This window comes from Bacillus sp. SIMBA_026, assembly GCF_046535335.1.
Lineage (GTDB): Bacteria > Bacillota > Bacilli > Bacillales > Bacillaceae > Bacillus > Bacillus velezensis.
The window spans coordinates 16,702-29,503 of sequence record NZ_JAWRWX010000007.1 but is presented as its reverse complement, the minus strand read 5'-3'; the positions used below and the strand labels follow the sequence as shown (position 1 = coordinate 29,503).

General features: G+C 44.9%; 11 protein-coding genes and 1 other annotated feature. All 11 genes read right to left on the bottom strand.

The window, feature by feature from the left end; genetic code table 11:
* Window positions 1-38 precede the first annotated feature (38 nt).
* Complete coding sequence (gene rpsG / locus SB847_RS19710; protein WP_003156447.1) at window positions 39-509, bottom strand: 30S ribosomal protein S7; 471 nt, start codon at window positions 507-509, stop codon at window positions 39-41.
* 39 nt (window positions 510-548) lie between these two features.
* Window positions 549-965 (bottom strand): 30S ribosomal protein S12, encoded by a 417-nt coding sequence (rpsL, locus tag SB847_RS19705; protein WP_003156445.1) that lies wholly within the window; start codon window positions 963-965, stop codon window positions 549-551.
* A 115-nt stretch (window positions 966-1,080) separates the two neighbouring features.
* Window positions 1,081-1,329: a 50S ribosomal protein L7ae-like protein gene (locus tag SB847_RS19700; RefSeq protein WP_003156443.1), complete on the bottom strand. Its 249-nt coding sequence runs from the start codon at window positions 1,327-1,329 to the stop codon at window positions 1,081-1,083.
* A gap of 168 nt (window positions 1,330-1,497) precedes the next feature.
* On the bottom strand, window positions 1,498-5,097 hold the full coding sequence (gene rpoC / locus SB847_RS19695) for a DNA-directed RNA polymerase subunit beta' (protein ID WP_007410398.1): 3,600 nt from the start codon (window positions 5,095-5,097) through the stop codon (window positions 1,498-1,500).
* Between the two features lie 62 nt (window positions 5,098-5,159).
* Window positions 5,160-8,741 (bottom strand): DNA-directed RNA polymerase subunit beta, encoded by a 3,582-nt coding sequence (gene rpoB, locus SB847_RS19690; RefSeq protein WP_003156440.1) that lies wholly within the window; start codon window positions 8,739-8,741, stop codon window positions 5,160-5,162.
* Between the two features lie 244 nt (window positions 8,742-8,985).
* On the bottom strand, window positions 8,986-9,591 hold the full coding sequence (locus SB847_RS19685; RefSeq protein ID WP_029325705.1) for a class I SAM-dependent methyltransferase: 606 nt from the start codon (window positions 9,589-9,591) through the stop codon (window positions 8,986-8,988).
* Window positions 9,592-9,682: 91 nt separating this feature from the next.
* The gene (gene rplL / locus SB847_RS19680) at window positions 9,683-10,054 is read right to left on the bottom strand and encodes a 50S ribosomal protein L7/L12 (RefSeq protein WP_003156436.1); all 372 of its coding nucleotides are present in this window, start codon (window positions 10,052-10,054) and stop codon (window positions 9,683-9,685) included.
* A 41-nt stretch (window positions 10,055-10,095) separates the two neighbouring features.
* Entirely contained in the window at window positions 10,096-10,596 is a 501-nt protein-coding gene (rplJ, locus tag SB847_RS19675) for a 50S ribosomal protein L10 (protein WP_007410396.1), read from the bottom strand.
* A gap of 63 nt (window positions 10,597-10,659) precedes the next feature.
* Window positions 10,660-10,802 (bottom strand) — a sequence feature (ribosomal protein L10 leader region).
* A 48-nt stretch (window positions 10,803-10,850) separates the two neighbouring features.
* Window positions 10,851-11,549 carry a 50S ribosomal protein L1 gene (gene rplA, locus SB847_RS19670; RefSeq protein ID WP_003156431.1) on the bottom strand — a complete coding sequence of 233 codons (699 nt, stop codon included), beginning with the start codon at window positions 11,547-11,549 and terminating at the stop codon, window positions 10,851-10,853.
* A 94-nt stretch (window positions 11,550-11,643) separates the two neighbouring features.
* The gene (gene rplK / locus SB847_RS19665; RefSeq protein ID WP_003156430.1) at window positions 11,644-12,069 is read right to left on the bottom strand and encodes a 50S ribosomal protein L11; all 426 of its coding nucleotides are present in this window, start codon (window positions 12,067-12,069) and stop codon (window positions 11,644-11,646) included.
* Between the two features lie 167 nt (window positions 12,070-12,236).
* Window positions 12,237-12,770, bottom strand: a complete 534-nt coding sequence (gene nusG, locus SB847_RS19660) for a transcription termination/antitermination protein NusG (protein WP_003156423.1) — start codon at window positions 12,768-12,770, stop codon at window positions 12,237-12,239.
* Window positions 12,771-12,802: the final 32 nt, after the last annotated feature.

Sequence of the window (12,802 nt, the reverse complement as noted above, 5' to 3'; positions counted from 1 at the left end):
TTCCTTATTAGGGAATTATTATTTTGATTATATGAATCCTACCAGCGGTAGTGAGCAAATGCTTTGTTCGCTTCTGCCATCTTGTGAGTGTCTTCACGTTTCTTAACGGCAGCACCAGTGTTGTTAGCTGCATCAAGAATTTCGTTAGCCAGGCGCTCTTCCATTGTTTTTTCTCCGCGAAGACGCGCATAGTTAACCAACCAGCGAAGACCAAGAGTTGTACGGCGTTCAGGACGAACTTCTACAGGCACTTGGTAGTTAGCTCCACCTACACGGCGTGCTTTTACTTCAAGTACAGGCATGATGTTTTTCAATGCTTGTTCGAAAACCTCCATTGCATCATTGCCAGTGCGTTCTTTAATGATATCGAATGACTTGTATAGGATTGTTTGAGATTTACCTTTTTTACCGTCGATCATCATTTTGTTGATCAGGCGGGATACCAGCTTAGAGTTGTAAAGCGGATCAGGTAAAACATCTCTTTTTGCTACAGGACCTTTACGTGGCATCTGAATATCCTCCCTTCATAGTTTTAATGATTTATTTGATTACTTTGCTTTAGGACGTTTCGTACCGTATTTAGAACGGCCTTGCGCACGGTTTTCAACTCCGGCAGTATCAAGCGCGCCACGAACGATGTGGTAGCGTACCCCCGGTAAGTCTTTTACACGTCCGCCGCGGATCAGTACAACGCTGTGCTCTTGCAGGTTGTGACCGATACCAGGAATGTAGGCAGTAACCTCGATTCCGTTAGTCAAACGAACACGAGCATATTTACGAAGTGCTGAGTTCGGTTTTTTCGGTGTCATTGTACCCACACGAGTACATACCCCGCGTTTTTGTGGAGAAGATACGTTAGTGTGCTCTTTTTTAAAGCTGTTGTATCCTTTGTTTAGTGCAGGTGACTTAGAGTTTTCAACTTTGCTCACGCGTCCCTTGCGAATTAGCTGATTAATTGTAGGCATGTTGTGTTCCTCCCTTCATTACGTTTTATAACCCACATACCCAGGTGGTTCATCATTAGGCAAAAAACAATGTCTTTACACAAGAATGATATCTTATATAAAAACAAAAAGTACGCTATAACATAATGGCAACAGCTGCTGCTCCCACTTCAATTCCGCAGGCTTTGCCGAGCTTTTTCATGGAATCCACCATACAGACAGCGGTATTTTGATTCTTTGCAAGCTGGATAACGCCAGCCGTAAGAACTGAATCCGCGTCTTTTGCCACGACGACTTCCTTCACTGAACCTCGTTTTAGAGCTTTCACTGTTTGCTTCGTACCAATAATAATTGATTTGGCCTGTGATACTTTATCATAAGACATAAACATATCCTCCAAAGTAACAGGTTTTATTTCGAGCACCTTGGTTATATTATCACTCTGCGGGACGGATGTCAACAATGTATGACATTTTTTAGTGCAGTCCCCCGCCAGAATAATTGTAATACTGAGGAAAAGCTGTCGAAACAGCCTTTCCTGCAGCAGTTTCTATTATTCAGCCGGAACCATATCTTCCGAAGGCTGAACGTTTGAAACAGGTTTTACTTTTCTGTAATTCATCATACCGGTACCGGCCGGAACCAGTTTACCGATGATAACATTCTCTTTCAGGCCGAGAAGTTCATCGCGCTTGCCTTTAATCGCAGCATCTGTAAGAACACGTGTTGTTTCTTGGAATGATGCGGCAGACAAGAATGAATCCGTCTCGAGTGAAGCTTTTGTGATACCGAGAAGGACAGGGCGGCCTGTAGCAGGTCGATTGCCTTCAAGCAGCACTTTTTTGTTCGCTTCTGTAAATTGGTGAATATCAAGCAATGTGCCAGGGAGAACATCAGTATCTCCGGCATCGATCACACGGACTTTGCGAAGCATCTGGCGAACCATTACTTCTACGTGTTTATCGCCGATTTCAACCCCCTGCATACGGTAAACCTTCTGAACCTCATGCAGAAGATATTCCTGAACCGTTGTCAGGTCAGTGACTTTAAGAAGTTCTTTCGGATCGATAGAACCTTCTGTCAGCACTTGACCGCGGGTAATCTGATCACCCTCAGCCACTTTCAGGCGTGAGTTGTAAGGTGCCGTGTATGAACGTGTCTCAACAGCGCCCTGAACAACAATCTCCTGCTGTTTGTCGCGGACTTCATTGATTTCGGCAATTGTACCGTCAATCTCAGAAATCGTCGCTTGACCTTTCGGATTACGCGCTTCGAAAAGCTCTTGGATACGCGGAAGACCTTGTGTGATATCGTCTCCGGCAACCCCGCCTGTGTGGAACGTACGCATTGTTAACTGTGTTCCAGGCTCACCGATAGATTGAGCGGCGATAATACCTACTGCTTCACCGACTTCAACATCAGTTCCGGTTGCAAGGTTACGTCCGTAGCATCGTTTACATACACCATGAGGAGTGTTACATGTGAACGCGGAACGGATCCACACTTCTTCGATTCCGGCTTCAACGATTTCCAGCGCTTTATCTTCATCGATCAATTCATTTTCGTTAATGAGCACAGCACCCGTTTCAGGATGTTTGATCTGTTTTCTGGCGAAACGTCCGATCAGACGCTCTTCCAGACGCTCGATGATTTCCGTGCCTTCTTTGAGCGGTTTTGCAAGAATACCGCGGTCTGTTCCGCAATCTGTTTCACGAATGATAACATCCTGCGCAACATCAACAAGACGGCGTGTAAGGTAACCTGAGTCAGCTGTTTTCAGGGCGGTATCGGCAAGACCTTTACGCGCACCGTGAGTGGAGATAAAGTACTCCAATACTGTCAGACCTTCACGGAAACTTGATTTAATCGGCAATTCAATGATTCGTCCAGCCGGGTTGGCCATCAGACCGCGCATACCCGCAAGCTGTGTAAAGTTAGATGCGTTACCACGGGCGCCTGAGTCACTCATCATGTAGATCGGGTTGACTTCGTCTAATGATTTCATCAGTTTGCCTTGGATAACATCTTTCGCTGAACTCCAAATTGAAATGACTCTTTCATAACGTTCTTCTTCGGTGATTAAACCGCGTCTGAACTGTTTCAGGACATTATCAACTTTGCTTTGTGCTTCTTCAAGGATTTCCTGTTTATCATCGAGAACGACGATATCAGATACCCCTACTGTGATGCCGGCTTTCGTTGAATATCTGAAACCGAGGTTTTTCATGCGGTCAAGCATTTTAGACGTTTCCGTGATATGGAATCGTTTAAAGATTTCCGCGATGATTTTACCGAGAATGCCTTTTTTAAACGGTGCGTTGATCGGCTGCTCAGCAATCACAGCTTTTACGTCAGCACCTTTATCTAAGAAGAAACGGTCAGGTGTCTTCTCTTCAATGTTGCTCTTCGTTGGTTCATTCATGTAAGGGAATGATTCCGGAAGAATTTCATTGAAGACGAGCTTACCGACAGTTGTAATTAACAATTTTGAACGCTGTTCTTCAGTAAATGTCACATTCTTAAGGGAGTTCGCTGCAACAGCTACTCTCGTATGAAGGTGAACATAACCGTTTTGATAAGCAAGAAGCGCTTCGTCCGTATTTTTGAAAACCATACCCTCGCCGACTGCTCCGGCGCGCTCAAGCGTCAGGTAGTAGTTTCCTAATACCATATCCTGAGACGGCGTAACAACCGGTTTACCATCTTTAGGGTTCAAGATGTTTTGGGCCGCAAGCATCAGAATGCGCGCCTCAGCTTGAGCCTCAGCTGATAAAGGTACGTGAACCGCCATTTGGTCACCGTCAAAGTCAGCGTTATAAGCTGTACATACTAACGGGTGAAGACGGATGGCGCGTCCTTCAACAAGCGTCGGTTCGAAAGCCTGGATACCTAATCTGTGAAGAGTAGGGGCACGGTTCAGTAAGACCGGATGCTCCTTAATGACAGATTCAAGTACATCCCATACTTCAGGCTGCACGCGTTCGATTTTGCGTTTTGCGCTCTTGATATTGTGAGCAAGGCCTTTTTCAACAAGCTCTTTCATGACGAAAGGCTTGAAGAGCTCAAGCGCCATTTCCTTCGGCAAACCGCACTGATACATTTTCAGATGCGGACCTACGACGATAACGGAACGTCCTGAGTAGTCTACACGTTTACCGAGAAGGTTCTGACGGAAACGCCCTTGTTTCCCTTTCAGCATATGAGAAAGAGATTTAAGCGGACGGTTACCCGGTCCGGTAACCGGACGGCCGCGGCGTCCGTTGTCAATCAGAGCGTCGACTGCTTCCTGAAGCATACGTTTTTCGTTCTGAACGATGATGCTTGGCGCGCCGAGGTCTAACAGACGTTTTAAACGGTTATTACGGTTGATGACACGACGGTAAAGGTCGTTCAGGTCAGACGTTGCGAAACGTCCGCCGTCAAGCTGAACCATCGGTCTTAATTCAGGCGGAATAACCGGAAGCACGTCGAGGATCATCCAAGACGGCTTGTTTCCTGAATTACGGAAGGCTTCAAGCACTTCAAGGCGTTTGATCGCACGTGTACGGCGCTGCCCTTGAGATGTCTTCAGCTCTTCTTTTAACATATCAACTTCTTTGACCAGGTCGATGTCCTGCAGAAGTTTATTAATGGCTTCCGCACCCATAGAGGCTTGGAATTTGTTTCCGTACTTATCCAGATACGCACGGTATTCCTTTTCAGATAAAAGCTGTTTCTTTTCGAGCGGTGTATTGGCCGGGTCAGTTACGACGTAAGAAGCAAAGTAAATAACTTCTTCCAGCGCACGCGGTGACATATCCAATACAAGACCCATACGGCTCGGAATACCTTTGAAATACCAAATGTGAGAAACCGGGGCAGCCAGTTCAATATGCCCCATTCTCTCACGACGGACTTTAGCCCGCGTTACTTCAACTCCGCAACGGTCACAAACTACGCCTTTATAACGAACCCGCTTGTACTTGCCGCAATGACATTCCCAGTCCTTAGTCGGTCCGAAAATGCGTTCGCAGAACAGGCCGTCCTTTTCAGGTTTCAATGTACGATAGTTTATCGTTTCAGGCTTTTTCACTTCACCAAAAGACCATGAACGGATTTTATCCGGTGAAGCAAGACCGATGTTCATATACTCAAAATTGTTCACATCTAGCAAGGGGCCTACCTCCCTTTTTATCTTCGGATTAACCGATGTCACTTGCCTTTATCAATCAGAGACTATTCTTTCGTTACTGCGTCACGTTCAACGTCTGGAGATGCTGTTTCTTCCGGCGCTTCATCACCTGATAATGCAAGGCCGTCAGCTTGTTTCGCATCTTCCTCGTCTTCTAGATCTCTCATTTCTATTTCTTCTTCATCGCCTGAAAGGATTTTTACGTCCATACCTAAGCTTTGAAGCTCTTTGATCAATACTTTGAATGATTCCGGAACACCAGGCTCTGGAACATTGTCGCCTTTGACGATGGCTTCATATGTTTTCACACGTCCGACCACGTCATCGGACTTCACAGTCAGGATTTCTTGAAGCGTGTAAGCTGCGCCGTAAGCTTCAAGCGCCCAAACCTCCATCTCACCGAAACGCTGTCCGCCGAATTGGGCTTTACCGCCGAGAGGCTGCTGCGTAACAAGTGAGTAAGGACCTGTAGAACGGGCATGAAGTTTATCATCAACCATGTGCGCCAGTTTGATCATGTACATGATTCCGACAGATACACGGTTGTCAAACGGTTCTCCCGTACGGCCGTCATAAAGAACTGTTTTAGCGTCTCTTGACATGCCTGCTTCTTCAAGTGTTTCCCACACATCTTCTTCACGCGCGCCGTCAAATACAGGTGACGCGATGTGAATGCCGAGGTAGCGGGCAGCCATACCCATGTGAAGTTCTAATACCTGACCGATATTCATACGTGATGGTACACCCAGCGGGTTAAGCATGATATCGATCGGCGTGCCGTCAGGAAGGTAAGGCATATCTTCTTCAGGAAGAATCTTCGAGATAACCCCTTTGTTTCCGTGACGTCCGGCCATTTTATCACCTTCAGAAATCTTACGTTTCTGAACGATATATACGCGTACAAGCTGGTTCACTCCCGGAGGAAGTTCGTCGCCGTCTTCACGGTTGAAGACTTTTACGTCGTGGATAATTCCGCCGCCGCCGTGAGGCACACGGAGAGAAGTATCACGGACTTCACGCGCTTTTTCTCCAAAGATCGCATGCAGAAGGCGTTCTTCAGCCGTAAGCTCAGTTACACCTTTAGGCGTTACTTTACCTACGAGAAGGTCTCCGTCGTTGACTTCCGCACCGATACGGATAATTCCGCGGTCATCAAGATTGCGAAGCGCGTCTTCCCCTACGTTTGGAATATCGCGGGTGATCTCTTCAGGCCCAAGCTTTGTATCACGTGCTTCTGATTCATATTCTTCAATGTGAATAGATGTGTATACATCATCTTTCACAAGGCGTTCACTCATGATGATGGCATCCTCATAGTTGTAACCATCCCATGTCATGAAGCCGACCATTACGTTGCGGCCGAGAGCAAGCTCGCCAAGCTCCATTGAAGGTCCGTCAGCAAGGATTTCTCCTTTGACTACTTCATCGCCGACACTGACGATCGGACGCTGGTTGTAGCACGTACCTTGGTTGGAGCGGACAAATTTCAGCAAGCTGTACTTATCCAGGTTGCCTTTTACTTTTTGGCCGTCAATTTCTTCATAGCGGCGCACCCATACGTTTTTCGCTTCCACCCGTTCAACGATACCAGGGTGTTTACAAATAACGGCTGCACCGGAGTCTTTACCGGATACGTATTCCATACCCGTTCCGACGATCGGAGCTTCCGGCTGCATCAAAGGCACAGCCTGACGCTGCATGTTCGCTCCCATGAGGGCGCGGTTCGAGTCATCGTTTTCCAAGAACGGAATACATGCTGTCGCAGCAGAAACAACCTGTTTAGGAGAAACGTCCATGTAATCCACGCGGTTGCGGGCTACAACGGTGTTTTCCCCTCTGAAACGCGCTACGATGCTGTCATCCAAGAAAGAACCGTCATCGCTCAGCTTAGCATTCGCTTGGGCTACGACATAGTTATCCTCTTCATCAGCAGTCAGGTAGTCGATTCTAGGCGTTACTTTTCCTGTTTCAGGATCAACGCGGCGGTATGGTGTCTCAATGAAACCAAAGCGGTTTACTTTCGCAAATGATGACAATGAGTTGATCAAACCGATGTTCGGGCCCTCAGGCGTTTCAATCGGACACATACGGCCATAGTGAGAGTAGTGAACGTCACGTACTTCCATACCTGCGCGCTCACGTGTCAAACCGCCTGGTCCGAGAGCTGACAGACGGCGTTTGTGCGTCAATTCAGCAAGCGGGTTCGTCTGATCCATGAATTGAGAAAGCTGTGAGCTTCCGAAGAACTCTTTAATAGACGCAATAACAGGTCTGATGTTAATCAGCTGCTGCGGCGTAATTGTATTTGTGTCTTGAATAGACATTCTTTCACGTACGACACGTTCCATCCGGCTTAAACCGATACGGAATTGGTTTTGCAGGAGCTCACCTACAGAACGCAGACGGCGGTTTCCGAGATGGTCGATATCATCAGTGTCGCCCACTCCGTGCAGGAGGTTGAAGAAGTAGCTGATAGAAGAAATAATATCAGCAGGCGTAATGTTTTTAATCGCTTCTTCGATGTAAGCATTGCCGATCACATTGATCGTCTGCTCTCCTTCTGCATCGGTAGGAGCATAGATTTTAATGGATTGAAGCATCACTTCATCCTCGACAACGCCGCCGTTAGGATAAAGTTTTCTGAAGCCGATTCCATTTTCTAAGTATGGCAATACTTTATCAAGTGTTCTTCTGTCAAGAATCTGCCCTTTTTCAGCGAGAATTTCACCGGTTTCCGGATCCACCAGTGTTTCTGCAAGGCGCTGGTTAAACAGGCGGTTCTTGATATGAAGCTTTTTATTAATTTTATAGCGTCCTACATTCGCAAGGTCGTATCGCTTCGGATCGAAGAAACGGGAATCCAGCAAGCTTTTTGCGTTTTCTACTGTAGGCGGCTCTCCGGGACGAAGGCGCTCATAGATTTCAAGAAGCGCTTTGTCACTGTTTTCAGTGTTGTCCTTATCCAGTGTATTGCGGAGATATTCGTTCTCACCAATGAGATCGAGAATCTCTTGGTCGGAACCGAAGCCGAGAGCACGCAAAAGAACCGTAACCGGCAACTTACGTGTGCGATCAATGCGGACATACACAACATCTTTCGCATCAGTTTCGTATTCTAACCATGCGCCACGGTTTGGAATGACAGTCGCGGTAAAACCTTTTTTACCGTTTTTGTCTACTTTACCACTGAAATATACACTTGGAGACCGAACAAGCTGAGATACGATAACACGTTCTGCACCGTTGATGATAAAAGTACCGGTATCTGTCATAATAGGGAAATCACCCATGAAGACATCCTGGTCTTTTACCTCTCCAGTTTCTTTGTTAATTAAACGAACCTTCACTCTCAGCGGAGCTGAGTAAGTCACATCACGTTCTTTTGACTCTTCAACGGGATACTTAGGATCTCCTAAACTGTAGTCAATGAACTCTAGAGAGAGGTTACCAGTGAAATCCTCAATTGGTGATATGTCTTGAAACATCTCTCTAAGACCCTCATCAAGAAACCACTGATAAGAAGAGGTTTGAATTTCAATGAGATTTGGTAATTCTAACACTTCGCTAATGCGAGCATAGCTTCTGCGCTGGCGGTGTCGTCCATACTGAACTAGTTGACCTGTCAACTGATTCACCCCTCAAATCATGCGTATTATATGTGTAATAAGCATCTCTTACGATAAAGAAATACTTTTACAAGACAAAAGAAAAAAGGGTTTCTAATTAAGAAAACCACATCCAAAAACAAATACCGATTTTATTAGCATTTCCATGTTTGTATAATTTATACATGCACTATGATTATTTCAGCATATCATGCAAAATATATACATTGGCATTTTACAATATTAACATAGCTGAAAATTCAAGTCAAACTTTTTTTGCTTTTATGATATAATAGCCTTTCTTTTTTTGAACCACAGAAACTTCGTCAAAAAGCTCCTTCAGTTTTTCAATGGCAGAAGGCCCGCCCTGTTTTTTCTGTATAACGATCCACAATTCACCTGAAGCCCTTAAATGCTCAGCGCTTTTTTCAAAAATGGCATGGACAACTTTTTTTCCGGCGCGGATTGGGGGGTTTGTAAAAATAGAAGCAAATGTTTGAGCAGAATCAATATTTGAAAATAAATCACTCTGATAAATCCGAACGTTTTTTATTCCGTTTTTTTCTGCATTTTCATTTGACAGCTCTACGGCTCTTTCATTCACGTCAATCATGTGCACGGTCCGGTCTGTAAATGCACCGGCGAGCGACAGACCGATCGGGCCGTAACCGCAGCCTGCATCCAGGAAGTCACCATCGATCTCCGGCTCTTCAAACGCTTCAATTAAGACACGCGAACCGAAATCAACTTCCTTTTTCGAGAAAACGCCGCTGTCACTTGTGAATGTATAAGATCTGTTCCGCAGTGTAAATGACCATGTCTGTTTATCGCTTTTAACTGAAGGTTTTTCTGAATAATAGTGTTCACTCATTATTAGAACCTCCTTTTTTAATGGCACTTAAAGAAAAGCAAAGAAAAAGCCCGCCTCATAAAAGCGAGCTTCCCCTACAGGCAAGTGAAGATTACTTAACTTCTACAGAAGCGCCAACTTCTTCAAGTTTAGCTTTAAGCTCTTCAGCTTCTTCTTTCGCAATACCTTCTTTAAGTGGTTTTGGAGTGTTGTCAACAAGTTCTTTAGCTTCTTTCAAGCCAAGACCAGTGATTTCACGAACAACTTTGATAACTTTGATTTTCTGAGAACCTGCACCAGCAAGGATAAGGTCGAATTCGCTTTGCTCTTCAGCAGCTCCGCCAGCAGCAGCTCCGCCAGCTACAGCTACAGGAGCAGCAGCAGTTACGCCAAATTCTTCTTCGATTGCTTTTACTAGGTCGTTCAATTCAAGTACAGTTGCTTCTTTAACGGAAGCAATGATTTCTTCGATATTTAAAGCCATTTGAAATTCCTCCATTTGTTTTATTTTAGGGTAAAATCAGATTAAGCGCCTTGTTCTTCCTTTTGGTCTGCAACTGCTTTAGCTGCAAGTGCAAGGTTGCGAACTGGAGCTTGAAGTACGCTAAGCAACATAGAAAGTAAGCCATCGCGTGAAGGAAGTTCAGCAAGAGCTTTCACTTCTTCAACAGAAGATACTTTTCCTTCGATAACGCCCGCTTTGATTTCCAGAGCTTCGTGATTTTTCGCGAACTCGTTAAGAACTTTTGCCGGAGCGATAACATCTTCAGTACTGAATGCGATCGCATTCGGTCCAGTTAAGACATCATTCAAACCATCAAGTTCAGCTTGTTCAACCGCACGGCGAGTCATTGTGTTTTTGTACACTTTGAACTCTACGTTAGCTTCGCGAAGCTGTTTACGGAGTTCAGTTACTTCAGAAACGTTAAGTCCGCGGTAGTCAACGATGATCGTTGATTTGCTTTCTTTCAGTTTAGAAGCAATCTCTTCAACAACAACTTTTTTTGTATCAATTGCGCTGCTCATGGTTACACCTCCTGTAGATTTTGTGTAACACTTATACCGCTAGGTGATCACGACTGTGACGACGATTTCATATAAAAAGCCTCCATGTGGACATGGAGGCTGTATATACAAGCATACGTAACGTAATAGCTGTGATATATATACACCTCGGCAGGATATTAAGCCTCAACGGCCCCTGCTGTCTACGGTATAAATGACATATTATATTTTACAACATTTTGAATCATATCAGAATGCTGATCTAAAGTCAAATATTATTTTACGTTGAAAGTAGAAGCGTCTACTTTGACACCAGGGCCCATAGTAGAAGTAACGGCAACGTTTTTCACGTAAACACCTTTAGCCGCAGCCGGTTTTGCTTTCAGGATTGTATCATACATTGTTGTGAAGTTCTCAACAAGTTTTTCATCCTCGAAAGAAACTTTTCCGATCGGAACATGGATGTTACCAGCTTTGTCAACGCGGTATTCTACTTTACCAGCTTTGATTTCGCCGATTGCTTTTTCTACTTCGAATGTAACAGTTCCTGTTTTAGGGTTTGGCATAAGACCTTTTGGTCCAAGCACACGGCCGATTTTACCGACTTCACCCATCATGTCAGGAGTCGCAACGATTACATCGAATTCGAACCAGCCTTGCTGGATTTTCGCGATGTAATCAGAATCGCCAACGTAGTCTGCACCGGCAGCTTCAGCTTCTTTTGCTTTTTCGCCTTTAGCGAATACAAGCACGCGCTGAGTTTTACCAGTTCCGTTAGGAAGTACAACTGCGCCGCGGATTTGCTGATCGTTTTTACGAGGGTCAACCCCTAAACGAAAAGCAACTTCAACTGTAGCGTCGAATTTAGCTGTGTTTGTTTTTTTAGTAAGCGCCACTGCTTCAGCGACGTCGTAAGCTTTCGCACGGTCTACAAGCTTCGCAGCTTCAACGTACTTTTTACCTTTTTTAGCCATTTTAAAATTTCCTCCTTATGTGGTTATAGCGGAATAACCTCCCACGAATAAGGGTTGCGAACTTGTGAAAACTCGCAACCCGACAAGAAACAAATTAATCCTCGATAACGATACCCATACTGCGGGCAGTACCTTCAACCATGCGCATTGCCGCTTCAACGTCTGCTGCGTTTAAGTCAGGCATTTTCGTTTCAGCGATTTCGCGAACCTTATCGCGCTTAACGGTTGCCACTTTATTACGGTTTGGTTCACCAGAACCAGACTCAATTCCAGCTGCTTTTTTAAGCAATACTGCAGCAGGCGGAGTTTTTGTAATAAATGTAAATGAACGGTCTTCGTAAACCGAAATTTCAACAGGAATGATTAAACCAGCTTGGTCAGCTGTACGAGCGTTAAACTCCTTACAGAATCCCATGATATTTACACCGGCTTGACCTAGTGCAGGTCCAACTGGCGGCGCTGGGTTAGCTTTTCCAGCAGGAATTTGCAATTTTACAACTTTTACTACTTTTTTAGCCACGAGACACACCTCCTTAAGTCCGTGATGTGGTAATAGGGTAAACCCTCCCACTCAAGGTTTCATTCTTTATATGAATGACGAAATATCAAGCTAGCTGCCTTGGATTAGTCCAAGACGTACCTTTGCTATATTATCATTAATATATAGCAATTTCAAGTTTTTTCACATTACAATTTGTCGATCTGGGTAAATTCCAGTTCAACCGGCGTTTCACGGCCGAACATGTTAACGAATACTTTCACTTTGCTCTTATCATAATCAATCTCTTCAATTGATCCTGTAAAGTTGGCGAAAGGTCCGTCTATGACTTTGACTGTCTCATTCAATTCAAAATCAATGTCGGTTTTCCGCTCATCCATGCCCATGCGTTTTAAGATGGTTTCCGCTTCGCCAGGAAGAAGCGGAGTCGGCTTTGAGCCTGAACCGGCTGATCCGACGAATCCGGTAACGCCCGGCGTGTTGCGGACCACATACCAGGAATCATCAGTCATGACGATTTCAACAAGCACATAACCCGGGAACACTTTCTTTTTGACTACTTTTTTCTTGCCGTTCTTAATATCAGTCTCTTCTTCTTCAGGGACGACAACGCGGAAAATTTTATCCTGCATTCCCATTGATTCCACACGTTTTTCAAGGTTTGCTTTTACTTTATTTTCATAACCGGAATACGTATGAACAACATACCAATTCTTTTCCATTCTATCAGGACTCTGCAGTCCTTCCCTCCCCG